The following is a 24135-nucleotide window of genomic DNA, read 5'->3' as shown; positions in this document are numbered from 1 at the left end:
GATAGGGACCGGTGCGCGGCCGAGCTTCCTACGGCCAGAGGCCGCGCACCGGGCGGAGCTAGTCGCGGTTGGCGTGGATCAGGTGCGCCAGAGCGGCGCCCATGCCGAGCACGGCGACGGGCAGGCAGGCGACGGCGGTGGTGATCGGCCACGGCGCGGAAGTGACTCCGGCGGCGGTGAGCAGGTGGTAGGCGACCTGTCCGGCGGCGCCGAAGATGAGTGACCCGATCGCGGACCAGCGGGCGAACCTGCGCACGGACGCGCCGTAGACGTCGGACAGCCACACGGCCAGGGCGTACGCGGCGTAGGCCTCCACACCGATTGGGAGGGTGATCGCGGTGTTCAGGCTGAGCCCGTCGGCGATGCCGGGCAGCGGATGGATGACACCGAACCCGGTCAGCTCACCGAGACCGACCCACCCGGACCAGATGGCCACGAACGCGGGCATCGCGAGGACCCAGACCGGCCACGAGCGCGGCTTGCGCGTCCGGCGCGGTGCCGGGTTCGTGGTGGCGCTCAGCTCGTCGTGGGAGCGCTTGTTGCGGAGGCGCTTGAACAGCGCGGCGCGCGGCCCCTCGGCGTCTGTCATCGTGATGTTGGTGTCCGGGTGTCCGTCACCCGTGGCCAGCGGCGCCGTCTCGATCACCTCAGCGGCCGGCGGCGCGTCGGTCGGCTCGGCGGACTCGGCGGTGTCGGTGTCCGGCTCTGTGTCCGGGGCCAGGTCCGGCACGATGTGCAGCGCGCGGGCCGGGGGCATCTCGTCGACGTCGGTGCGCTCTGCGGTGAGCGCTTCGCGGATGGCGTTGGCCTTCGGCGCGCCGATGCGGAACTCCTTCATCAGCGCGTTGCGGGAGGGAATGTCGCCGGTCTGGTCGGCGAGGGTGCGGGCCTGCGGCATGAGCGCCTCGATCGGCGGCGGGTAGGCGCTGGGGGCGGTCGCGGTGGTCATCGGTGGGGTTCCTTTCAGGAGGTGGTGACGCGGCCGGAGACGGTGTGCGCGCTGAGGTTGATCGGGCCGGTCACCCGGATCGAGCCGGCCACGGACTCGGCGCGCAGATGGCACCGGTCGGTCGCGGCGGCGGTGATGGCGCCGGAGGTGGTCTTGGCGTAGCCGTCGCCGATCAGGTGGTCGATGGTGATGCGGCCGGAGATGGTGGACAGGTCCGGCGCGGCGACGGTGTCGAGGTGGACCGAGCCGGACACGGACTCGGTGACCGCGCGGACCAGGGCGCCGGAGGTGTCCACGGACGCGCTGATGGTCTCGGCGATCAGCGAGCTACCCAGCGGCAGCCGCACCGCGATGTCCACGCCCGGGCCGATGCCGCCGGCCGTCATGCCGCCGATGACCGCGCCGCCGACGCCGGTCACGATGCTGCCGTAGACGACGCCGACGACCACGCCGACGTTGTGTCCGACCACCTGCGTGACGCCGTCGAAGTGCTGCCGGACCGTGGTCGGTTCCAGGTTCGGCACCCGGACCGTCAGGTAGTCGTCGTACTCCTCGATCGTGGTCCGCTGAACCGCGCGGGCGGCGGCGTCGTTGCCGTCGGGGCAGGTCAGGACCACTTCGGCGTAGTTGCGGTCCTCCACGATCAGCCGGACGCTGCCGACGTTGATGCGGATGTCGAGCGTCACCGCGCCGCGGTCGCGAGCGCTGTAGGTGCGGATGGTCACGAGTACTCCTCGGGATAGGCGCAGGAAAGGCACTCGCCGAGCGAGCGCCGGATGTAGTACGGCCGCACTTCGCGGCAGGTGGAGCAGGTCCGGCGGGCCAGCAGCGCCCGGCCGATCGCGCGTCGCTGCGCGGCGGTCGCGGTGCGCTTGGGCTTGGCCAGATCGAGGCGGTAGAGCAGAGCGACACGTTCACCGCCGACACCGCGCCAGAGGATCTGCCCGGCAACCGGCTGACCGCCGGGCCGCAGACCACGAGCGCGGAGCTGGCGGCGGGTGGCGTAGCCGTCGGGTGCGCCCTGCCACCACCAGGTCGGCAGGCCGTACCGCTTGCCCTCGGGGTCGAGGTATCGAGCGCGGATGCGGCTCACGGCCAGGCCCTCACGCCGCCCGCAGGCGACGCGCGGCGGGCCGCTTGGCGGGCCGCCGGGAGTGCAGTTTTTCCAGCTCGCGCATCACGAGCTTCTCGGCGCGACGCATGCGGTGCCAGTCCAGCGCGGTCGGCTCGGGGTCGGCCAACAGGATGCGGATCTCCGCGTCGAGCATCTGCATCTCGGCTTCGATCAGCGGCATTTCAGCCTCGATGGCGGCCAGGTCGGCGGGGGTCGGTTCGTCACGGTCGTTGTTCACGGTCTCTCCTGTGAGATCGAGAAGGATTGCCGGCCGGGATGTCCCGTCCGGGCGGCAAGGCGTTGTGTGGAGCCCGTTTCAGCACGGGCGGACGTGCATGCAAGGACCGAATGCCTTGCGCGGCAACCTTTTCCGGTATCCCGAGGGAGGCGCAGCCCGATTCAGTTCTCAATGGACCCGCACATACGGCGATCCGCAGGCGCGCAGCGACAAGCCGCCATTCCCGCGAACTCCGTCTTGCTTGTCGTTCCTGGCTAGCCAGGTCCAATGCGTTGACGGTAGGCCGACCTGGCTAGCCAGGTCAAGAGATAGGGAGGAACTTCCCTAACTTGGCTAGTCAGCGGTAGGGTGCAGCGGTGACCGCGAACCTTGACTTCCTCGGTGACCTCGACCCCGATGACCCTCGACAGGCCTCGCAGCAGATCGCGAACGTGCTGCGGGCCGCGATCCTGACTAGGAAGCTTGCACCGGGCGACAAGCTGCCGTCTCAGCCGGAGTTGGCCGGCCGGTACGGCGTCGCGCGCGAGACGGTGAAGCGCGCGCTGGAGACGCTCCGGGCGGAGCGCCTCATCGTCAGCCGACAGGGCAGCGGCGCGTTTGTCCGCGCCCAGACCCAACGACCGGTCGAACTTCGCCCGCTGATCGAGGCGGCGTTCGAACACGCGCACGTCGCGATCGACTTCGCGGGCTTCTCCGGCGAGACGCTGCGGGACGCGCTCGCCGAGGCGCTAGACATGGTTCGCGCCGGCCGCAGCGCCCCGGAGTCAATCGCGATCCGCGTCATGCTCTCGGACATGTCCGCGCCGATGGCCCTGCCAGCACTGGCCGCAACTGGCGCCGACGACCCGGCCGTCCGGCGGCGCGCCGACCGCATCACCCGGCGATCCGCCGACGGCATCATCGACCAGGTCCACGAGCTGGCGGACCTCGGCCTCGTGAAGTCGGCGACCGTACAGGTCCGCGTGCACGGCCTCGCGCCGACGTTCAAGCTCTACATGCTCAACAACCGCGAGGCGTTCTTCGGCTACTACCCGGTGGTACCCCGCGAGGTCACCGTCGGCGGCGAGCAGGTCGAGATCTTCGACCTCATGGGTCGCGACGCAACCCTGTTCCACTATGCAGTGGACGACGACGACGCGTCGCACGGCACGCAATTCGTAGAGTCGTCGCGCCTGTGGTTCGACTCGGTGTGGAACAGCGTCGCTCGCGAGTACCAGCAGTGACCCCCGCCGACTTGGTTGGGCGCGGCCCGCTTTTGCTTGATTTCGACGGACCGGTCTGCAGCATCTTCGCTGGCTACCCAGCGCCGGAAGTCGCTCAGCACCTCGTCAGCCTCCTCCAGGCCGAGGGCGTCGCCCCGCCAGCGTCGATCGTCGGGCAAGCCGATCCACTGGAGGTCCTCCGCTGGACTGACGCAAGCTGCCCGCCAGCCCTTGTCGTCACTGTCGAGGACGAGCTCTGCGCGGCAGAAATCCGCGCCGTCGCGACCGCATCACCGACGCCGTACGGACACGAGGTGATTCGCGAAGCGTCGCGTGCGGGCATCCCGACAGCGATCGTGAGCAACAACTCGGCCGGCGCCGTGGCCGCGTACCTGTCCAAGCATGGCCTACTTCAGTACATCTCCCCAATCGTCGGACGAGCGTACGCACATCCGGCACTCATGAAGCCCAACCCGATGCCGATCCTGTCAGCGGTCCAGGCATTGCGCGCTGAGCTGAAGGACTGCGTGCTCGTCGGCGACTCCCCGGCCGACGTCGAGGGAGCCAGAGCCGCGGGCATCCGTGTGATCGCGTATGCCAATAGGCCATGGAAGATCGATGCCTTCAGGGCAGCAGACGTGGTGGTGACGTCGATGGACAGCGTCTTAGCTGCGGTAGCTCCTCATACACGCGGGACCTGAGGCGGCTGGCGGCGTCTACCACGTCCCGTCCTGGAAAGCTGGCCTCGATGCTTTGAGTGTGCGGAAACGCACGCTGCGTGGCTCGAGTTTTCCGGCGACGGCTTGTATCGTCTGTGGTCTGCAGACGCCAAGACGTGCGGAGGGGTGAGTTTTGTCCGGGGGGTTTCGAGTGGCTGGCCTGTTCGCAGGCATCGGCGGTATCGAGACTGGGCTGCGACGCGCTGCAGGCGACCAGATGGAAACGGTCATGCTATGCGAGTCTTGGACACCAGCACAGCAGGTACTCGAAGCTCACTTTCCCGACGTGGAGCTACAGCCGGACGTCGCTTCGCTGAGTTGCCTCCCCGAGCGCCTTGACCTGGTCGCCGCGGGCTTCCCCTGTACCGACCTGTCCCAGGCCGGTCGAACCGCTGGCATCCGTGGTGCACAGTCCGGCCTCGTTGCCCACTTGTTTGACGTTCTGCGTCTCGCGGATCAGCGCGGCGATCGCCTGCCCTGGCTGCTGATTGAGAACGTGCCGAACATGCTCACACTCGACCGCGGCGAAGCGATGGCGTACCTGGTCAAGGAACTTGGGCACCTCGGCTACCGATGGGCCTACCGAGTGGTTGACTCTCGGTTTACGGGTGTTCCCCAGCGACGCCGACGGGTACTTCTGCTTGCTTCTCGCACAGAGGATCCCCGAGCGGTCCTGTTTGCGGACGACACCCCAGGGCTCGACGAAAGCAGCCTCCGCGATGATGCCTTCGGGTTCTACTGGACTGAAGGACGCGGCGGCCTCGGATGGGCAAGAGACGCCACACCGACCTTCAAGGGCGGGTCAACCGTGGGTATCCCATCACCGCCAGCGGTGTGGTTGCCCAGCTCAGAACCTGGACGAAAGATCGTCGTTCCCTGCGTTGAAGACGGCGAAGCCCTGCAGGGCTTCGATAGGGGCTGGACGGCTGCCGCCGATCTAGGCCGGCGCAACGGTCCTCGCTGGAAGCTCGTGGGCAACGCCGTCACCGTCGGCGTTGCGCAGTGGGTCGGTGAGCGGATCTTGACTCCTGGCGTATTCGATGGCGAGTCCATCCCCTGGATACGCAAGGGCGGCTGGCCGACTGCGGCATGGGGGGACGGTGACGCGGTCTGGAAAGTCGAGCTCACCGAGTTCCCCCGGCTTGAGCCGTATACGCACCTGCTGGAGCTCCTAGATGTTGACAACGCACGACCTCTGTCACATCGGGCTGCGAACGGCTTCTGGAGTCGCCTGCAGGAGGGGAACCTAGGCCGGCACTCCGGCTTCCGCGCCGACATCGCCGAACACGTCGAGGTCGCTAGCACCGCGACCCTCCCGCCGCCCCCCGGCCGCGAGTGACAAGCTAAGGTCAACCGCACTATGTTCGGTCCCGATATCCTCGCCCGATACCTTCGGCAACCGGCCGAGCCGGACAAATACGGCAATCGTTGGCAGTATCACTCTCGCTCCGACCGTCACTCCAAGGTCGGATGTTGGGGGATCGCCCTAGACCTGCTTGCGACATCGGCCCTACTCCGACGACACGCTGAGCAGGGCAAGATCATTCTTGGTATAAATCACACAATGCGGGACTTCGCTACAAATCGGAAAAAAGATCTAGACTTGGTGATTGCCCGGCCTGCCAGCCCCGTGACACCAGGCACCATAACCTTCCAAGATCTGGCCGAGAAATATGGCATTAAGCTGTCCGCAGACGAAGAAAGCGTACTAGGCACTTTGCCAGCGCTTCGCTCCGGACCCGTAGGCGCCGCACTCGTTGCCCTAGAGGCGAAAGCGTGCATGACTGCCCATATCAAAGCTCTACCTCGCCTGTACGACGAGCTCAACTCATCGCATTTGTGCGTACACGGCGCATCAAGGCGAGCTCTTGCCATTGCCTATGTTCAGGTAAACGCATCAACGGAATTCGCGTCCCCGATCGTAAACAACCGACCGCTCGAACCAGGCACTATGCAGTTTACAACTCACCGGCAGCCGGAGAGCACCGTGCGGGTCTTACAAAAGATAGCTGAAATTCCTAGAAGATCAGCGTCCTCCGAGACCGGTTTCGATGGCATTGGCGTGACGGTCCTGAACTTCCGGAACGACGGCGGTCCAGTTGACCTGGTGAGGGAGCCCCCCGCGCCGCAAGCTGGTGATCAGTTCCACTACTCAAGCATGATCGTTCGCATGGCCAACGAGTACGACACTAAGTTCTCAGCGATCTAAGGCCCCAGCTACTTGCCGCTGCCGTCGCGATCGAGGTATCGGACCGCCTATCCGCAATCGGCCTACATGAGAAACTTGAATCCGCCGCTGCAGAAGTCCGGACTCCGGCCCACGGCCTCATGTAACGCGAACTTCCAGTAATGAGGGCTAAACTGCCGTCGCATCTGTCCAGCCAGCCTCAAGCCCTCGATACGAACACCTTCCGCGCCACCTAGGTTGAACTCCGAATTCCAATTCTCAAACTTCTCCCATAGCTCCAGCACTGCCCCCGTAGCATACTGTTCATTCAGCTTAAGCTTTTCAAAATGAAACCTTGCGTTGCTCAAGATTGGCTCTGGAAGGCTTTCGTTCACGAAGAACTCCGTGACAACCGATTGCCTCTCAATACGTACTTCGGCTTTCCACAACGGCATATCGCTGGGTAATTGATCGAAATACGCGTGCAGAAATCTCCCCCTGACCGCGTCTCCAACAATGTTGGATTTGTTCGAGTTGCATGGCGAACAAACAGGCACTAGGTTCAAACATAAGATCGAGAACTCAGGGTATTTGTCCTTCGGCAGGTAATGATCTAAGAACCCGACGGCGCCCTTACTGCACATCGGACATATCCATCGAGACGCTGAAGCTAAGGTCTCGGCCCGCAACGACCCTAAGCTGACACCATATGTCAAATCATAGTTGTCACGCAATACAGCTCGGGTCTCCTTACTTAGCTTGATCGGACTGATCAACGTCGGCTGGCCGGCTGCAGTCTCATACTTTTGATACGCAGCCAAGACCTGATCTCGCACAGACTGGACGATACGCCGGTGGACGATTTTCTGGCGGCTTACGCCAGCAGTATCGTAATCAGACTCAGGATTGCGAATGGGCCTTCTAATGCTGTAGGTCACCGCGCCTGCCTGGCGATTGCTCTAAGACTACGAACATATGCGCGCGCTTGACCACTAAGTTCACCGTCAAACAGTTCTTCGATGTCATCCATAGACAGATCGTCGTTCTCCGCAAGCTGCTTCAACACAGAATGGTAGTCCGTTTGGGTGTTGTCCAGGTTGAAGACATTGCTTGTTAGATACCCAACGTTCTCGCCGAATGTCTCAGAGAGCGGGTGCTGGACTATCGTTCGGCTACCGAATCGAGTCAGGATGCGAACCTGATTACGCGGCATCTCTTGCAGCACCACTGGAGAATGGGTGGCGATCACGGCATACGAGTTGAATCGCCGAAGAGTCCCGTTCAGCGCTCTCAGAAAGGCGGCCAACAAGGAGGGGTGAAGATGAGACTCCGGCTCGTCGATGAGGATGAGCGACCGCGGTCTACCGTGTGCAATTATCTGCACGAGCATATTAAGTACGATTTTATGACCCGTGCTGAGCTTTTCGAAATAAGTGTGCCAGGTTTGGTCATAGTAGGCCATATGCGGCTCTAGTCCAATTCGACCGAATGACGGCTCACGCCCGATGATAGAGAGCGCTGCAATCAGTGCGGCCCTCTTATCAGCTGACCTCGCTCGCTTTAGAGCTCTCCGGAAATCCCCGTGGACCTCATCGATTGTCTTGAGACCACGCGGTTCCCGCGTATCCAGCTGTTGCTCGTCGGCGCGCTTCCGCAAGCCGCAATATGTGTAGTCGTTGATTTCGCCGCGGTCTTTCAGTCTTTGCGTACCGGTCGAAACCTCACTTCGACGAAGAAACGACTCCGGCAAAGCAAAAGTGTCGAAGGCGCTGTAGGAAATGCAGATGACCGCACCGAACCGCACATCATTGGAGTCGGAGAAGTATCCGGCGGAACCTCGAAGCTCCTCGCGCTTCGTCGAGTCAGCGCTTGCAACTAGCGCCAAATTCGCAAGCAGCTGCGTCTTCCCGGTCCCGTTGTACCCGATAACGACATTTATGTTGTCAGGAAGTACCTCTACTTGATTGAATCCGAGGACGATATTGAAGGACTCCCCGCCAACGTTGGTGACGAACTTGAACCGCAGTCCGTCCCCTGATTCTTCCTCGTTGAACCCAAACAATCCGGGGGCATCCTGGAGGGCACGAGCCGCCGACCCATGTCTCATAAGGGACAGTCGGAAACCCTCCTCCTGTTCGAAGGCAAAAAGAATCCGCTCGTCTCGAACTACGTCCCGCAAGCCACGCAGAATCGGATCGTAGACCTGCTTGGGAAACTGCTTGAGCGTCTCGTAATATTCAAAATTTTGACCCAACGAGCAGTATTCCGCCCCCAGCCTGTCGAATACACCCTCCGGAAGCAGGGTTCGGCCGCCGTGCTGATTGCGCTGAAGGACCTTTAGCTCTCCAAGCTGCGTTGTCTCCTTGGGAGAGAGACAGAGCTCCGCGTGGAAGGTTGTCTTGAACTTGTAATCGTCCCAGTTGTCGTTAATCAAACGGACGAAGGGGTACTCCATTGCGGTTGGGATGTGCTGGCGAGCGTCCGCGACGATGAACCGAACAGCTTGACGCTTTTTGCTGCGTAGAGTCTGCGTTGCAGAGGTCCTATACTCCAAGACCTCGATCTCCGGCCAGATGTCCACAACCGGCTGGAGCAAAGCAAATCCTTGATCACCCTCCGGCGCGGGCAAAATTACAGTCTGCGGAGACCAGAGGTCGTTGACAAGCATCAGTACCAACGCTTCTGTACCCGGTCGCTTTCGCATGCAATAGGACCGAAGTGCGTCAACAGACCGGGAGAACGGCTCGTGTTCCGGAGGATCCAATATCGCCACCAGCAGCCGTGCACCGCGAGAGCGCTCTGATTGATCGAACCTGACGGATACGTTGCCTGCCTTGGAAATGTAGGCTGCGTATACCTGCTCAGAAGGAACGTCAACGAGTTGGCCGATGTATTGTTCCATGCCTCGATACTTGGTGACGCTTTTCGCCGAGTGATCGACCGGCTCTAGGTATTCATTGAGCATTGCCGTGATTTGACGTTCATCTGCAGGAGGCACAACTAGATGCTAGTGGACCGCCTCTGCGCGTTCCAGGCCTTCAGTGGCCGGATACTGGCCTGACCGAACGTCCAAGCCCGCCCACCTCGGCGACGCCACGACTGCATCGGTCGCGGCACCTATTGGACGAAAGACTGGGCCGCGTCGACGGTAGGCTGCTCGAAGCTGGAACGCTGCCAACGGCGAGCCGGACCAACCGCCCGCATCGGCACAACTAAAAGGAACCGGCGCTCGCCTAGGGAACCGGGATGCCGCGTACTCGAACCGAGGGCCATGAGGGCGACTCACCCTCCAGGGCGCACGGCTTCGGCGGTTCAAGGTGAACTGCCGGCGCCTAACGTCACGCCAAATGAGCGCCGAATTGGCTCGCCCTCTCTGCCATGCATCCGTGAAAGTGCAGGTCACAGCACTACGGTGCCGCTAAGACCACGCGCCCTCCGGAGGCGGGAGCGCAGGTTCGAATCCTGCCGGGGGCACGTCTCTCCAACAACCCTGGTGCCGGCGCAAACGCGGCCCAGGGCTTCGTTCGTCCGGGGTGAGGAACGAGCGGAAGTTGTCGCAGGGTCGCCGGCGTGCCGGACGACTTCGGCATTGTGCAAAGGCTGCACCGGCCCACGGCCCATCCGGGCGACCGGGTCGATGAGTGGCTTGCATCCTGTACCCGAGTGCGGGTTTACCGTCGAGGGTTGATTCCCGATGCCGGCCCCTGCCCACCGCCGAACAGCCGCGCCGATCTGATCGGGCGGGCGCCGTGACGGCGGGCCTGCGCACCGGGGAGGTCGCCGAGCAGGCGGGCGTCAACATCCAGACCCTGCGATACTACGAACGCCGCGGCCTGCTCGCCGAACCGGCGCGGACGATCGGCGGGCACCGCCTGTACCCACCGGACACCGTGGCGCTGCTGGTCGTGATCAAGGCCGCCCAGCGTCTCGGTTTCACGCTGGACGAGGTGGCGGAACTGCTCGCCGCCGGTCGGCGCAGGCATCCGGCGCCCGACCTGCGGCAGCGCGCCGTCGACAAGATCGCCGAGATCGACGCGAAGATCGCCGACCTGACCGAGATCCGGACCGTGCTGTCACAGGTGGTGGCGGCCCGCTGCGACAGCCTGACGAACTGTACCTGCTCGGACTGCCCGATTCCGTTCGTGAGCCTCACGGAGGTACAGACGCGGGAAACGCAGGCACGATAAAGACCTACGAGGCGGTTTTCCTTCGCCAGCATTGCCTGGATCAGGTGTTTGGGGATCGCCGTTCGACCTCTCAGTCGTTCAGCCTCTCAGCTCAACTGTCATCCAGTTGGGCTCTCCCGCACGTCTCGTAGGCCTACAGCAGAAGCTACTCCGACCCGCACCCGCCGGAGGGTGAGCCGACGGGTGAAGGCGGGCCGGGATTCGCCCCGCCGATCATTCGGATTCGGCCAGGATGGGGGCATGCAGGCGCGCGACGCGACCGCTGCGCTCTCCGCCCGGGGTGTGCACGCGGTTGCCATGACCTGGGTCGACAACGCCGGTATCACCCGGGTCAAGACCGTGCCCGTCGACCGGCTGCCCGAGGTCGTCGCCACGGGCGTTGGCATGTCGCCGGTGTTCGACGTGTTCCTCGTCGACGACTCCGTCACGACCAGCCGGCTCATCGGCGGACCGGTCGGTGACCTGCGGCTCCACCCCGACCTGGAGCGGCTGACCGTGCTGGCCGCCCAGCCCGGGTGGGCCTGGGCACCGGTCGAGCGGTGGACGCAGGAGAACGAGCCGTACCAGCCGTGCCAGCGACGGTTCGCCCGCGCCATGGTCGAGCGGGCCGCCGCGGCCGGCCTGACGCTGCGGATGGCGTTCGAGGTGGAGTGGTTCATCGGTGCCGACGACTCGGAGCCGCGGCCGGCGTGCGAGGGCCCCGCGTACGGCATGATCCGCGTCGTGGAACTGTCCGCCTACGCCGACGACCTGCTCGGCGCGCTCGCCGCGCAGGGAGTCGCGGTCGAGCAGTTCCACCCCGAGTACTCCCCCGGCCAGTTCGAACTCTCGGTCGCCGCCACCGACCCGGTCGGCGCCGCGGACCTCAACGTCCTGGTGCGCCAGACGATCCGCGCCGTCGCCGCCCGCCACGGGCTGCGGGTGTCGTTCGCGCCGGTCGTCACCGCCTGGCAGGTCGGCAACGGGTCACACCTCCACTTCTCCGTGCGGGACGCGCAGGGCAACCTGTTCGCGGGCGGTCCCGGCCCGCACGGCCTGACCGAGCGCGGCGAGTCCGCCCTCGCCGCGGTGCTCGCCCGGCTGCCGGCGCTGTGCGCGATCGGCGCCCCCAGCGTGGCCAGCTATCTCCGCCTGGTGCCGCAGCACTGGGCCGGTGCGTACCAGTGCTGGGGCCACGAGAACCGGGAGGCCGCGCTGCGGTTCGTCACCGGTGTGGCGGGCACCGGCGACCGGACGGCCAACGCGGAGATCAAGGCCTGCGACGGCGCCGCCAACCCGTACCTCATGGTCGGTGCGGTCTGCGCCGTCGTCGTGGACTCGGTCGACGCGGGGCTGCGGCTGCCGCCCGAGGTCACCGTCGACCCGGCGACCCTCGATCCGGGCGAGCAGCCGCCCCGCCTGCCCACGACCCTGACCGAGGCGATCGACCGGTTGGCGGCCGATTCCGGTCTCCGGGCCGCGCTGGGTGATGCGTTGTTCGAGGCGTTCCTGGCGGTACGGCGTGGCGAGGTCGCACTGTTCGCCGACAGCAAGCCGGAGGAGATCGTCGCCGCCACCCGCTGGCGGTACTGAGTGGACGATCTGCTGGACGGCCTGGGCCTCGTCGACGGGCACTGCCACGGTGTCGTCGGCGGCCCCCTCGACGCGGACGCCTTCGCGATGTTGTCGACCGAGGCGTCGGTGCCGGCCCCGCCGGGTGTCTCGTACCTCGACGGCCCGATCGGATCGGCGATCCGCCGCTGGTGCGCGCCGGTGCTCGACCTGCCCGTGCACACCCCGGTAGCCGACTATCTGGCCCGCCGGGCGGAACTCGGCGCCGAGCGGGCGTGCCGGCTGCTGCTGCGCGCGGCGAGGCTGACGGACCTGCTGGTGGACACGGGGATTCGTGGCCCGGCGGACCGCTGGCTCGACGGCGACGGTCTCGCCGCGGCCGCCGGTGCCCGGGTCACCGAGGTGGTGCGGCTGGAGGCGGTGGCCGAACGGGTCGCGGCATCGGGGGTGACGGCAGCCGGCTTCGCGCCGGCGTTCGCCGCGGCCCTCACCGACGCCACGAGCGCCGCAGTGGCCGTCAAGTCGGTGCTGGCCTACCGGCACGGCTTCGACATCGACCCGTCCCGACCGTCCGCGCAGGAGGTCACGGTGTCGGCCGGCGGCTGGCTGCGCTCCGGCACCGCGCGGCTCACCGACCCGGTGCTGCTGCGGCACCTGCTCTGGTGCGCCGTCGACGCCGGCCTGCCGATCCAGCTCCACACCGGCTTCGGGGACCGCGATCTGGCACTGCCGCGCGCCGATCCTTCGCTGCTCCGGCGGTGGTACGAGCAGGCCGAGCCCTCCGGCGTGCCGATCGTGCTGCTGCACTGCTACCCGTTCCATCGCCAGGCGGGCTGGCTGGCCCAGGTGTATCCGAACGTGTATGTCGACGTGGGCCTGACGCTGGGCAACGTCGGCGCCCAGGCGACGACGGTGCTGGGCGAGTTTTTCGAGCTGGCCCCGTTCGGCAAGATCCTGTACTCCTCCGACGCCTTCGGCCTGGCGGAGCTGTTCCTGGTCGGCGCCTCCCAGTTCCGCTGGGCACTGACCCATCTGCTGTCCGCCTGGCTGGCCGCGGGCGCGGTGTCCGCCGCGGACGCCGAGCACCTGACCCGAGCGGTGGGCACGGACAACGCCCGCCGCGTCTATCGCCTTCGAACCGCCTGACACCACTGGTGCGGTGTCCACCGACCCCGGGTCCGGCGGTGCCGGCACGGCGGTAGGGTCGGGGGCATGTCTGTGCTGGTCGCGTTCAGCGTCACGCCGCTCGGGGTCGGGGAGGACGTCGGGGAGCTGGTCGCCGAGGCCGTGCGGGTGGTGCGCGCGTCGGGCCTGCCCAACCGTACCGATGCCATGTTCACCACCGTCGAGGGAGAGACCTGGGACGAGGTGATGGAGGTGGTCCGAGCCGCGGTCGCGGCCGTCCACGCCCGCTCGCCCCGCACGAGCACCGTCATCAAGGTCGACTGGCGCGACGGCGTGACCGGAGCGCTCGACGCGAAGGTCGCGAGCGTCGAGCGCCACCTCAGCGCATCAGCCTGAAGCTCTGCCGCAGTTCGGCGACGAGCAGGTCCGGGTGCGGCGAGCGGGCGTGGATGCCGTGGATGCCGAGGCCGTCGATCTCGGTCCGGAACGGGATCACGACGACAGGTCGTGGCCCGTCGTGCTGTCGACGTATTCCGGGATGTCACCGTCGTGCCGGTCCCCCGTCGACAGCGTCCCGGACGGCTCGAACATCAGAATGGATCCTCCGGGCGACGAGGGCTTGTGTTCGGTACCGCGGGGAACGACGAACGTGTCGCCAGGGTGCAGAACGACGGTGTGCTCGTGTCCGTCGGTGTCGCGCAGCGCGATGTCGAACCGACCGTCGAGCACGAGGAAGAACTCGTCGGTGTCGGTGTGCGTGTGCCAGACGTGCTCACCCCTGGTGTGTGCGACCCGTACGTCGTAGTCGTTCATGCGGGCGACGATCCGCGGGCTGTAGACGTCGATGAAGGAGGCGAGGGCCTCGGTCAGGTTCACGGGCTTCTCGGTCATCCTCGAATTGTCCGTCTAATCCGTTAGGTTTGACTTGACTGCGCACTCCAGGGCGCTGTAGCGGGCCGAGATCGATGGATACGCTGGCGCCATGAACGATCGCTGGATGGCCGACCCCTCCCCCGACCTGGATCCGCCGGCCCGCACGCCTGAGGTCCGGATCGTCAGCGAGGGCGAGACGCTGCTCGGCGTGCTGCACGTGCCCGGCGGCCCGGGCCCGCACCCGGTGGTGGTGCTCCTCCACGGCTTCCCGGGCAACGAGCGCAACTTCGACCTCGCGCAGGCGCTCCGCCGGGCCGGGTACGCCTCGCTGGTGTTCCACTACCGGGGCTCGTGGGGTGTTGGCGGCACGTACTCATGGGGCGCCGTCCTGGAGGACGCGGCCTGCGTGGTCGCCGCCGTCCGTGCCGAGCCGCTGGTGTCCACGCACCGGCTGGACCCGTCGCGGCTCGGCGTGGTCGGGCACAGCCTCGGCGGCTTCGCCGCGCTGATGACGGCGGCGCACGATCCGGCGGTCCGGGCGGTCGCGTCTGTCGCCTGTTTCGACTTCGGCGCGGCGGCCCGGGCCGGCCAGGCGGATCCCGCCGTCCGGGCCGGCCACCTCGCCATGTTCGACGAGGACCTGCTTCCCTTGCGGGGCACCAGCGGCGCGGCGCTGCTGGCGGAGATGGAGACCGCCGGCGACCGCTTCAGCCTGGCCGCGCTCGCGCCACGGTTCGCCGAGCGGCCCGTGCTCCTGCTGGCCGGCGGGCGGGACACCGTCACCCCGCCGCCGTTGCACCACGAGCCGCTCGTCGCGGCGTACGCGGCGCAGCCGGTGCCCGGGTTCCGCCACGTCGTCCTCCCGACCGACCACGCGTTCTCCGATCACCGCGTCGCACTGACCCGTGAGGTCGTCGAGTTCCTGGACCGCCACCTGTGAGCGGCGCGGCCCGCCGGTCCGCCGACGGGCCGCGCCGCGCACCCGCGCGGCCGGTAGGAGCCCGCCGGCCGCCGGGGAGTAGGGTCGCTGCGGTGGAGACCTCGCTGGCGTGAAGACGCTGCTCGACCACCTCCGCGGTCTGTCACCGGGCCGCCTGGCCGACCTCGCCGCGCTGCACCTGCCGGACGGGCCGCCGACGGACCTGCGCCGGTTCGCGGCTGAGCTGTCGACCTACGAGTCGATCGTGCGGACGCTGACGCTCCAGACGCTGCCCGCCCTGCAACTGGCCGAGGTGCTGGCGCTACGCGCGGGCGGGACCCGGCGCCGGGACCTGGCGGCGGCCGTGGGTGTGCCGACCGACGACCCCGGGCTCGACAGGACCCTGACGGTTCTGGAGGAGTGGAGCCTGGCCTGGCCCGACGACAACGGCGACTGGATCAGCTCCGTCCCGCTGCACAGCGTGATCGACGGCGGGTTCGGGTTCGCGCCGTCGGCGGTGACGGCACTGGAATTCGTGCCGGTGGGCCAGCTCCAGCGGATCGCGTACGAGCTCGGCGCGCCGGTCGGGCGGGACCGCGCCGGTCTGGTCGGCGGGATCGTCGCGGCGCTCTCGGACGCCGACGTGGTGCGGGCCCAGTTCGCGGCCGCACCCGGCGACACCAGGGAACTCCTGCTCGACCTGGTCGGCACGGAGCCGTATTTCTACGACCCGCGCCAGATGGCCGCCCTGCGCACCGCGCGCCGGACCCCGCTGAGCTGGGCCGTCGACCACGGGCTGATGGTCTGGAACCCGGCCGGTGGCGCCGCGATGCTGCCGAGCGAGGTCGGGGTGGTGCTGCGCGACGGCTTCCGTGCCCCCTTCGATCCCGAACCGCCCCACCTGGCGCCGGTCGAGGTGAGCACGGAACTGGTCGACCGGGAGGGCAGCGCCGCGACACGCGCGGCGCTGGCCACGATGACCGCGCTGCTCGACGAGTGCGGCCGGGAACCCGTCCCGACGCTCAAGAACGGCGGGGTCGGCGTCCGCGAGTTGCGCCGGCTCGGCAAGCTGCTCGGCTGCGACGAGACCGACGTGCGGCTCTGGCTGGTGCTGGCCGGGCTGAGCGGCCTCATCGGGCTCACCGGGGACCGCGTCGCGCCCAGCGTGGAGTACGACAGCTGGCTGAAGCTCGACCCTGCCGGGCAGTACGGCTGGCTCCTCGACTGCTGGATCGGCATGGACGCCGCGCCGCTGCTCGCCCTGGACACGGCCGCGCTCCTGCGCAGCCGTCGTGACGAGGGCGCGGCGCTGATCCGGCAGAGTTTCGTCATGCTGCTCGCCGACCTGCCGGAAGGGCGCGGAGCGGCGAACGTCGACGTCCTCAGCGGCTCCCTGATGTTCGCGCAGCCGCTCATCGTCAGCGAGCCGGAGCAGGCCCTGGCGAGCGCGCTGGCCTTCTGGCGGGAAGCGGAACTGCTCGGGGTCGGCGCGCACCTCGCGCCGACGGCACTGGGCCGGGCGCTGGTCGCCGGCGATCTCGAGCGCATCACCGACGTGCTGAGCCGGTTCCTGCCGGCGGCGCAGAGCACCGTGATCCTCCAGAGCGACCTCACCGCGGTCGCGACCGGCCCCCCGTCGGCGCAGCTGACCGCGTTCCTCGACCTGGCCGCCGACCGGGAGTCCCGCGGCGGCGCGCACACCTGGCGGTTCTCCGAGGCGTCGGTGCGCCGGGCGTTCGACGCCGGCTCGTCCGCCGACGAGCTGCTGGTCGCGCTGCGCGAGGCGGCGAACGCGGGCCGGGTGCCGCAGCCGCTGGAGTACCTGGTCACCGACCTCGCCCGCCGGCACGGCAACATCCGTGTCCGGCAGGTCGGATGCGTGGTGCACAGCGATGACCCGATGCTGCTCGAGGAGATCCTTCGCGTGAAGAGCCTGGCCCGGCTCGGCCTGACGGCGCTCGCGCCCACCGTGCTGGTGAGTGTGCTGCCCCCGGCCGAGACGCTGGCCGCGCTGCGTGCCGCCGGCTACGCACCCGCCGGGGAGAACACGGACGGGACCGTCGCTCTGGAGAAGGTGGTCCGGCACCGCGCCGTCCCCGGAGAATGAGGACCGGTCCTGACCGCATCCGGCCGTACGGTCGACGGCGTGAAGCTCTCCACGCGGCAGCTCAACCGCACCTACCTGCAACGGCAGCTCCTCCTTCACCCTGATCCCCGACCGGTCGACGAGGTGGTGGCGCATCTGGTGGCGGTGCAGGCGCAGGAGGTCGACGCCCCGTACGTCGGGCTCTGGACCCGGATGGCCGGCCTCAAGCACGAGCAGCTCAGCGAGGCGCTCGAGGACCGCCGGCTGGTGCGCGGCGGCCTGCTGCGCGGCACGCAGCACATCACCACCGGGGACGACTATCTCTGGCTGCGGCCGCTTCTCAGGGAGCGGCTCGGCCGGGGCGGGCTGTCCGCGTTCCGCCGGCAGCTCGACGGTCTCGACCTGGCCGAGCTGGCGGCGGCCGGCCGCGAGATCCTCCGGGGGCAGGTCATGACCCGGCCCAAGCTGGCGAAATTGCTCGGCGAGCGGTTCCCCGGGCGCGACGCGCTCCCGCTGGCGTGGGCGGCGCAGCACCAGCTCGCGCTGATCCACCCGCCGCCGACCGGTGTCTGGCGCCGGCGCGGGCATGTGTCGGTGGCCCTGGCCGAAGACTGGCTGGGTCGGCCGCTGGAGAAAGAGCCGAAGATCAAAACCCTGGTGGAGCGGTACCTGCTGTCGTGCGGCCCGGCGACTCACGCCGACCTGCAGAACTGGGCCGGACTGCGCCGGCTGCGGGACGAGGTCGAGGCCCTGCGCCCGGCACTGCGGGTGTACCGCACGGAGGACGGTCGCGAGCTGTTCGACCTGCCGGACCTGCCGATCGCCGACCCGGACGAGCCGGCGCCGGTGCGCTTCCTGCCGGAGTTCGACAACCTGGTGCTGAGCCACGACGACCGGACCCGGATCATCGCTGACGCGGACCGGGCGCGGGTCTGCCCGGGATACTCGATGGTCCACCCGACGTTCCTCGTCGAGGGTCTTGTCGCGGGCATCTGGGCGGTGGAGCAGTCGACGCTGCGCATCACGCCGTTCCGCCGCCTGTCCGACACCGACGCCTCCGCCGTCCTCGACGAGGCGGCCGGCCTCCTGGATTTCCTGCAGCTCGGCCCTGACGCGGCCGTCCGGCTCGACCAACCCGGCACGACCACGTCCTGACCGGGTCCGGCGCAGCGGACCGGCCGGTCACGAGCCTGCCGGGAAACGGGATCGTGCGGAGGCCGCCAGGCGGGCGGCGCCGAGCGCCGGGTCGGCCGCGGTGCCGACCTCGGCGCCCCGGGCGGCGAGGAGGTCCAGCACGCCGCGCCGGACCGGGGTGTTGTTGGTGAGCAGGCCGCCCGCCAGGACGACCGGGTTGTCCGGCGCTTCCAGCTCGTCCAGCGTGACGAGCAGCCGGTGCACCGCCTCGTCGACGATCCGGGCGGCGACCGGGTCGCCGGCGTCGGCCTGCTCGCAGACCACGGGCGCCAGGGCCGCGAACGAGGCGAACGGCAGGCGGCCCGCCCAGTGGACCAGGTCGTCGGCCGAGGCGACACCGGCATGTGCCGCGATCTTGGCTGCCAGCCCACCCGCGGACCAGTGCCGTGCCGTCGCGCGGACCGCCTGCAGGCCCAGCCACATGCCCGAGCCCTCGTCGCCGAGCAGCCAGCCCAGGCCGTCGGCGGTGCGGACGATGCGCACCGCGTCGACCAGGGCCGCGACCGCGCCTGTGCCGCTGACCAGGACCGCACCCGTGGACCACGGGCCGCCGGCCGCGAACGCCGTCACCGCGTCACCGACCACCGCGATGTCGCACGTCAGGCCGAGCGCCGCCCACTGCGCGGCGAACGCGGCGGTGATGCCGGGGTCAGCGAGCGCGCTGACCCCGGCAACCCCAGCGACGCCCGCGACCACTGAACCTGGAGCGAGGGCGCCCAACGCCGACCGGACCGCCGACCCGATGGCGGTCACGGCCGCCGTGCCCACGGCCGAGGGATTGCCCGGGCCGGCCGCACCACGGCCGAGGACAACCCCCGACAGGTCGGTGACCACGGCTTTTGATGCGGTGCCGCCGGCATCCACCCCCAACACGTGTGCCATGGCGATGATCGAAGCATAGAAAGTTCTTGTTGACTAGAAGTTGAAGTGGTCGTAATTTTCATCGCCATAGCGAGTCGATGAAAAGGATGACCGTAGTGACGGGTGAGAGTGGCGGGCTGCTCGGGCGGCTCCGCATCGAGGGGCCGACCATGCCGGAGGCGCTGGCCCGCATCGCCGAGACGATCCTCAGCGATCCGGAGACCGCAGCGCATGCCAGCATCGTCGATCTCGCCGAGCGGTCGGGCACGTCGACCGCTACGGTCACGCGGTTCAGCCGGACGCTCGGCTTCAAGGGTTACGCGAACCTGCGGGTCGCCATCGCGACCGAGACCGGGCGGGCCGAGCAGGCGCGCTGGGAGACCGACATCAGCGGCGACATCGCGCCCGACGACCCGCTCGACGGGGTGCTCGGGGTGATCACCGCGGCCGACACCCGGGCGATCCAGGCGACCGCGGCCGGGCTCGACGTCGCGGCGGTCGAGCGGGTCGCCGCCGCGATCGCCGACGCCGGGCGGGTCGAGATCTTCGGGCTCGGCTCCAGCGGCACGGCCGGGCGAGAGATGGCGTTCCGGCTCGAGCGCATCCGGGTCCCGGTGTGGTACCGGTCGGACTCCCACACGGCGCTCACCAACGCGGCGCTGCTCGGGCCCGGCGACATCGCGATCGGGCTGTCGCACTCCGGCCGGACCCGCGAGGTGATCGAGACCCTCGCGGAGGCCGCCGACCACGGGGCACTGACGGTGGCGGTGACGTCGTTCGGGCGTTCACCGCTGGCCGAGGTGGCCGACGTCGTGTTCACCACGTCGGTCCACGAGACCACCTTCCGGGTCGCGGCCCTCTCCGCGCTGCACTCGCAACTGCTGGTCCTGGACCTCATCTACGTCGCGGTGGCGCAGCGCACCTATGAGCGCACCGCCGAGGCCCTCGAGCTGACCGTGCGCGCCGTCGACGCGCACCGGGTGCCCGACACGACCAACAACCGCAAGCGACCACGGAGGGAAAAGCCGCTGTGACCATCAGAAGTGCCGACTACGCCGAGGTGATCCGCGCCGCGATCGAGCGCGTGGGCACCACCCAGGACGATCGGGTGGCGCACGCCGCCGATCTGCTGACCGCGACGATCCAGGCGGGCGGGGTGATCCAGGCGTTCGGCTGCGGGCACTCCGAGGCGCTCGCCATGGAGATCGCCGGCCGGGCGGGCGGCCTGGTGCCCACGAACCGGATCGCGCTGCGCGACATCGTCCTCTACGGCGGGGAGCCGATGAGCGCCCTCGCCGACCCGCAGCTGGAGCGCACGCCGAGCGTCGCGCACCGGCTCTACGACCTCGCCCCGATCAAGCCCGACGACACGTTTGTCATCGCCTCCAACTCCGGCGTCAACGGCGCCGTGGTCGAGATGGCCCACCTGGTGAAGCAGCGCGGTCACGCGCTCATCGCGATCACCTCGCTGGAGCACTCGTCCCGGGTCGATTCGCGCCACGAGAGCGGGCTCAAGCTCGGCGACCTCGCCGACGTGGTGCTGGACAACGGCGCACCCTACGGCGACGCGTCGCTGCCCCTGCCGGGTGGCGGTGCCGTCGGCGCCGTCTCCTCGATCACGGCGGCTCTGCTGGCCCAGCAGATCGTCACGGAAGTCGTGGCGCGTCTGCTGGCCGCGGGGGTCGCGCCACCGGTCTACCTGTCCGACAACGTGCCAGGTGGGCGAGAGCACAACGCAGCACTCGAAGCGCGGTACGCCGGGCGCATCCGGCGTACCGCATAAAGGAGAGAAGGCCACCCTTATGAACCCCTCACCCTCCGTTCGAACCTACCCCAGACGCCGGAGCATTCTCAAAGCGCTCGCGGCGACGCCCCTGCTGAGTGCCTGTGTGACGAGCGGTGGCGGCGACGACAAGCCGGCCGCGAACACCGGCGCCAAGAGCGCGCAGAACCCGTTGGGCGTCAAGGAGGACGCGCCGCTCGAAGTCGTCATCTTCAAGGGCGGCTACGGCGACGACTACGCCAAGAAGGCCGAGGACCTCTACAAGCAGAAGTACCCGAAGGCGACGATCGACCACAAGGGCATCCAGAAGGTCGGCGAGGCGTTGCAGCCACGGTTCGTCGCCAACACCCCGCCGGACGTGGTCGACAACACCGGCGCCGGGCGGCTCGACCTGGCGACGCTGGTCGGCGCCAAGCAGCTCACCGACCTCGCCGAACTGCTCGACGCGCCGTCGTTCGACGACGCGAACACCAAGGTGCGCGACACGCTGCTGCCGGGTGTGGTCGAGGACGGCACGTTCGACAAGGCCGTCCTGACGCTCAACTTCACCTACACCGTCTGGGGGCTGTGGTACTCCAAGCCGCTCTTCGCGAGCAAGGGCTGGACGTATCCGAAGACGTGGGACGAGATGCTCGCCCTGTGCGCCACCATCAAGGCGGCCGGCATCGCGCCGTGGACCTACCAGGGCAAATACCCGGAGTACATCAACGACCCGCTGCTCACCATGGCCGCCAAGACCGGCGGGACGGACCTCGTCAAGGCGGTCGACAACCTGGAGCCCAACGCCTGGAAGGCCGACGGCCTCAAGAGCGCGGCCGAGGCGTTCGCCGAACTGGCCGGCAAGGGCTACATCATGGCCGGTTCGGAGGCGCTGTCGCACACCGAGTCACAGGCCGCCTGGTGCCAGGGCAAGGCCGCGTTCATCCCCTGCGGCTCGTGGCTGGAGAGCGAGCAGAAGGACGTCGCGCCCAAGGGATTCGACATGGTGATGGGTGCCGTGCCGGCCCGCACCGGCGGCGACAAGATGGGCGGCGGCGCCGTCCAGGCGGCCAGCAGCGAGTCGTTCCTGGTGCCGGCGAAGGCGAAGAACGTCGCCGGCGGCATGGAGTACCTGCGCATCCTGTTCTCGAAGCAGTCCGCGCGCGGCTTCGCCGAGAGCGTCGGCACACTGCCCGCGGTCGCCGGCGCCACCGACGGGCTGACGTTGTCGAGCGGCCTGGGCTCGGTCCGCGACGCGGTGACGGCGGCCGGGAAGGAGGCGTTCACCTACCGCTTCCGCACCTGGTACGCGCCGCTGGCCAAGGCCGTCGACGACGCCACCGGCGAGTTGGTGAACAAGCGCGCCACCGCGGCCGAGTGGGCGGACCGCATCCAGAAGGCCGCGGACGCCCTGGCGAAGGATTCCAGCGTCAAGAAGTACACCCGCTGATGAAGCACGGTCGGCTCCGGTTCCTCGTCGGTGCGCTGCTGCCCGCACTGGTGCTGCACGTCGTCTTCGTGCTGTCGCCGTACGGGCAGGCGTTCTACCTGTCGCTGACCGACTGGACCGGGGTGGCCGGCGAGGCGCGGTTCGTCGGGGCGGGCAACTACGCCCGCCTCGGCGGCGACTCGTTGTTCCTCGACGCGGTGCGCAACAACGCCGTGATGCTCGCCGCGGTACCGCTGGTGACGATCGCCCTGGGCCTGTTCCTGGCGAGCATGCTGCACCTCGGCGGGCGGGACGGCCGGCGCGGGATCGCCGGCGCGGGCGGCTACCAGATCGTGTACTTCTTCCCCCAGCTGCTGTCGCTGGTGGTCGTCGCGGTGCTGTGGCAGTTCGTCTACAACCCGACCAACGGCCTGCTCAACGGGGCACTGCGGGCGGTCGGCCTCGACGGGCTGACCCGCAGTTGGCTGGCCGAGCCGGCGCTCGCGCTGCCGGCGGTGATGGCGGTGCTGATCTGGTCGTCGGTGGGCTTCTACATGGTGCTGTTCAGCGCCGCCATCGACGCGATCCCGAAGGAGCTGTTCGAGGCGGCACTGCTCGACGGCGCGAGCGGCTGGGCCACGTTCCGGTCGGTCACCCTGCCACTGGTGCGCGACACCGTGCAGGTGGCGTTCGTGTACCTCGGGATCGCCGCCCTCGACGGCTTCGCGGTCGTGCAGGTCATGTCCGTCGGGCCCGGCGGCCCGGACGGCGCGACCGAGGTGATCGGGCTGTCGCTGTACCGCAACGCCTTCACGTACGGCAAGTTCGGCTACGCCTCGGCGATGGGCGTCGCGCTGTTCTTCGCGACGCTGACCCTGGCCCTGCTGGCGCTGCGGGCCGGGCGCAAGGAACGGGTGGAGCTGGCATGAGGAAGGTCCTGCCCCATCTCGCGATGCTCGCCTGGGGTGTCGTCACCGCGCTGCCGTTGTTGTGGGCCGTGCTGAGCTCGTTCAAGACCGACCAGGAGATCCTGACCGACCCCTGGTCGCTGCCGGCGACACCGCACTTCGACAACTGGTCGCGCGCGTGGGGCCAGGCCAGCATCGGCCGGTACTTCCTCAACAGCCTGATCGTCGTGGGCGGCGCGCTGCTGCTCACCATGCTGCTCGGCGCCCTGGTGGCGTATGCGCTGGCGAGGTACGAGTTCCGGGGCAACCGGCTGATCTACTACACGTTCGTCGCCGCCATGTTCTTCCCGGTGTTCCTCGCGCTGGTGCCGCTGTTCTTCGTCGTGCAGCAGCTCGGCCTGCTCGGCACCTATCCCGGGCTGATCCTGGTGTACGCCGCCTACGCGGTGCCGTTCACGGTGTTCTTCCTGCACTCGTTCTTCCGCACGCTGCCCGGCGAAGTGGCCGAGGCGGCGTTCCTCGACGGCTGCTCGCACGGCGCGGTGTTCTTCCGCGTCATGCTTCCGATGGCCCGCCCCGGCCTGGTGGCCGTCGGCATCTTCAACTTCCTCGGGCTCTGGAACCAGTACCTCCTGCCGCTGGTTCTCAACCCCGACCCGGACCGGTACGTCCTGGCGCAGGGTTTGGCCGCCCTGTCGGTCAGCCAGGGCTATCGCAGCGACTGGAGCGGACTGTTCGCCGGCTTGACCATCGCCATGCTGCCGGTGCTCATCGCCTACGTCGCGTTTCAACGGCACATCCGCGCCGGAATGACCGCCGGCGCGGTCAAGTAACTCCCTCCATCCCCTCGC

24 protein-coding genes and 1 tRNA gene are annotated in these 24135 nt (G+C 68.2%); 17 read left to right on the top strand and 8 right to left on the bottom strand.

Going from position 1 to position 24135, the window contains the following annotated elements:
- Window positions 1-58: 58 nt before the first annotated feature.
- The 4 genes from Dfulv_RS06580 to Dfulv_RS06565 are packed head-to-tail and all read right to left on the bottom strand — an operon-like array spanning window position 59 to window position 2301.
- Window positions 59-949 carry an ABC transporter permease gene (locus Dfulv_RS06580; protein WP_259861727.1) on the bottom strand — a complete coding sequence of 297 codons (891 nt, stop codon included), beginning with the start codon at window positions 947-949 and terminating at the stop codon, window positions 59-61.
- Between the two features lie 14 nt (window positions 950-963).
- A complete protein-coding gene (locus Dfulv_RS06575; protein ID WP_259861726.1) occupies window positions 964-1674 on the bottom strand; it encodes a DUF4097 family beta strand repeat-containing protein in 711 nt (236 codons plus the stop codon).
- Window positions 1671-2042, bottom strand: a complete 372-nt coding sequence (locus Dfulv_RS06570; RefSeq protein WP_259861725.1) for an RRQRL motif-containing zinc-binding protein — start codon at window positions 2040-2042, stop codon at window positions 1671-1673. The genes Dfulv_RS06575 and Dfulv_RS06570 overlap by 4 nt, the downstream gene beginning before the upstream one ends.
- Window positions 2043-2052: 10 nt before the next feature.
- Window positions 2053-2301, bottom strand: coding sequence for a DUF6284 family protein (locus Dfulv_RS06565; RefSeq protein WP_319805769.1), 249 nt, complete (start codon window positions 2299-2301; stop codon window positions 2053-2055).
- Between the two features lie 356 nt (window positions 2302-2657).
- Here Dfulv_RS06565 and Dfulv_RS06560 point away from each other — a divergent pair, with 356 nt between their 5' ends.
- From Dfulv_RS06560 to Dfulv_RS06545, 4 genes are all read left to right on the top strand, one after another.
- A complete protein-coding gene (locus tag Dfulv_RS06560; RefSeq protein WP_259861724.1) occupies window positions 2658-3524 on the top strand; it encodes a GntR family transcriptional regulator in 867 nt (288 codons plus the stop codon).
- Window positions 3521-4204: an HAD family hydrolase gene (locus tag Dfulv_RS06555; RefSeq protein WP_259861723.1), complete on the top strand. Its 684-nt coding sequence runs from the start codon at window positions 3521-3523 to the stop codon at window positions 4202-4204. The genes Dfulv_RS06560 and Dfulv_RS06555 overlap by 4 nt, the downstream gene beginning before the upstream one ends.
- Window positions 4205-4373: 169 nt before the next feature.
- Entirely contained in the window at window positions 4374-5561 is a 1188-nt protein-coding gene (locus tag Dfulv_RS06550) for a DNA cytosine methyltransferase (protein WP_259861722.1), read from the top strand.
- 225 nt (window positions 5562-5786) lie between these two features.
- On the top strand, window positions 5787-6431 hold the full coding sequence (locus Dfulv_RS06545) for a hypothetical protein (protein ID WP_259861721.1): 645 nt from the start codon (window positions 5787-5789) through the stop codon (window positions 6429-6431).
- Window positions 6432-6493: 62 nt separating this feature from the next.
- Here Dfulv_RS06545 and Dfulv_RS06540 read toward each other — a convergent pair whose 3' ends face one another.
- On the bottom strand, window positions 6494-7327 hold the full coding sequence (locus tag Dfulv_RS06540; RefSeq protein ID WP_259861720.1) for a hypothetical protein: 834 nt from the start codon (window positions 7325-7327) through the stop codon (window positions 6494-6496).
- Window positions 7324-9387 carry an ATP-binding protein gene (locus Dfulv_RS06535; RefSeq protein ID WP_259861719.1) on the bottom strand — a complete coding sequence of 688 codons (2064 nt, stop codon included), beginning with the start codon at window positions 9385-9387 and terminating at the stop codon, window positions 7324-7326. The genes Dfulv_RS06540 and Dfulv_RS06535 overlap by 4 nt, the downstream gene beginning before the upstream one ends.
- 398 nt (window positions 9388-9785) lie before the next feature.
- Between Dfulv_RS06535 and Dfulv_RS06530 the strand changes: the two genes are divergently transcribed.
- From Dfulv_RS06530 to Dfulv_RS06510, 5 genes are all read left to right on the top strand, one after another.
- Window positions 9786-9860, top strand: a tRNA-Arg gene (locus Dfulv_RS06530).
- 278 nt (window positions 9861-10138) lie between these two features.
- Entirely contained in the window at window positions 10139-10576 is a 438-nt protein-coding gene (locus Dfulv_RS06525; protein WP_259861718.1) for a MerR family transcriptional regulator, read from the top strand.
- A gap of 240 nt (window positions 10577-10816) precedes the next feature.
- The gene (locus tag Dfulv_RS06520) at window positions 10817-12148 is read left to right on the top strand and encodes a type I glutamate--ammonia ligase (RefSeq protein WP_259861717.1); all 1332 of its coding nucleotides are present in this window, start codon (window positions 10817-10819) and stop codon (window positions 12146-12148) included.
- A complete protein-coding gene (locus Dfulv_RS06515; protein ID WP_259861716.1) occupies window positions 12149-13273 on the top strand; it encodes an amidohydrolase family protein in 1125 nt (374 codons plus the stop codon). It abuts the gene before it with no gap.
- Between the two features lie 66 nt (window positions 13274-13339).
- The gene (locus Dfulv_RS06510) at window positions 13340-13648 is read left to right on the top strand and encodes an MTH1187 family thiamine-binding protein (protein ID WP_259861715.1); all 309 of its coding nucleotides are present in this window, start codon (window positions 13340-13342) and stop codon (window positions 13646-13648) included.
- A 96-nt stretch (window positions 13649-13744) separates the two neighbouring features.
- On the opposite strand, the gene Dfulv_RS06505 is transcribed toward Dfulv_RS06510, so the two are convergent.
- Window positions 13745-14143, bottom strand: a complete 399-nt coding sequence (locus tag Dfulv_RS06505; RefSeq protein WP_259861714.1) for a cupin domain-containing protein — start codon at window positions 14141-14143, stop codon at window positions 13745-13747.
- Window positions 14144-14234: 91 nt separating this feature from the next.
- Here Dfulv_RS06505 and Dfulv_RS06500 point away from each other — a divergent pair, with 91 nt between their 5' ends.
- From Dfulv_RS06500 to Dfulv_RS06490, 3 genes are all read left to right on the top strand, one after another.
- Window positions 14235-15065, top strand: a complete 831-nt coding sequence (locus tag Dfulv_RS06500) for an alpha/beta hydrolase family protein (RefSeq protein ID WP_259861713.1) — start codon at window positions 14235-14237, stop codon at window positions 15063-15065.
- Between the two features lie 109 nt (window positions 15066-15174).
- Window positions 15175-17151, top strand: coding sequence for a helicase-associated domain-containing protein (locus Dfulv_RS06495; RefSeq protein WP_259861712.1), 1977 nt, complete (start codon window positions 15175-15177; stop codon window positions 17149-17151).
- 39 nt (window positions 17152-17190) lie between these two features.
- Window positions 17191-18285: a winged helix DNA-binding domain-containing protein gene (locus tag Dfulv_RS06490; RefSeq protein WP_259861711.1), complete on the top strand. Its 1095-nt coding sequence runs from the start codon at window positions 17191-17193 to the stop codon at window positions 18283-18285.
- Window positions 18286-18312: 27 nt separating this feature from the next.
- On the opposite strand, the gene Dfulv_RS06485 is transcribed toward Dfulv_RS06490, so the two are convergent.
- Window positions 18313-19206, bottom strand: coding sequence for an N-acetylglucosamine kinase (locus Dfulv_RS06485; protein WP_259861710.1), 894 nt, complete (start codon window positions 19204-19206; stop codon window positions 18313-18315).
- An 86-nt stretch (window positions 19207-19292) separates the two neighbouring features.
- On the opposite strand from Dfulv_RS06485, the gene Dfulv_RS06480 reads away from it, so the two are divergent.
- The 5 genes from Dfulv_RS06480 (at window position 19293) to Dfulv_RS06460 (ending at window position 24117) form a co-directional block, all read left to right on the top strand.
- Complete coding sequence (locus tag Dfulv_RS06480) at window positions 19293-20219, top strand: MurR/RpiR family transcriptional regulator (RefSeq protein WP_406567940.1); 927 nt, start codon at window positions 19293-19295, stop codon at window positions 20217-20219.
- 26 nt (window positions 20220-20245) lie between these two features.
- Window positions 20246-20968 carry a sugar isomerase domain-containing protein gene (locus Dfulv_RS06475; protein ID WP_406568000.1) on the top strand — a complete coding sequence of 241 codons (723 nt, stop codon included), beginning with the start codon at window positions 20246-20248 and terminating at the stop codon, window positions 20966-20968.
- Between the two features lie 106 nt (window positions 20969-21074).
- A complete protein-coding gene (ngcE, locus tag Dfulv_RS06470) occupies window positions 21075-22397 on the top strand; it encodes an N-acetylglucosamine/diacetylchitobiose ABC transporter substrate-binding protein (protein ID WP_259861708.1) in 1323 nt (440 codons plus the stop codon).
- Window positions 22397-23305, top strand: a complete 909-nt coding sequence (locus tag Dfulv_RS06465; protein WP_259861707.1) for a carbohydrate ABC transporter permease — start codon at window positions 22397-22399, stop codon at window positions 23303-23305. The genes ngcE and Dfulv_RS06465 overlap by 1 nt, the downstream gene beginning before the upstream one ends.
- Window positions 23302-24117 (top strand): carbohydrate ABC transporter permease, encoded by an 816-nt coding sequence (locus Dfulv_RS06460; protein WP_259861706.1) that lies wholly within the window; start codon window positions 23302-23304, stop codon window positions 24115-24117. The genes Dfulv_RS06465 and Dfulv_RS06460 overlap by 4 nt, the downstream gene beginning before the upstream one ends.
- Window positions 24118-24135: the final 18 nt, after the last annotated feature.

Source organism: Dactylosporangium fulvum (genome assembly GCF_025137375.1).
Taxonomy (GTDB): Bacteria; Actinomycetota; Actinomycetes; order Mycobacteriales; family Micromonosporaceae; genus Dactylosporangium; species Dactylosporangium fulvum.
This window is presented reverse-complemented; position numbering and strand designations above follow the sequence as displayed.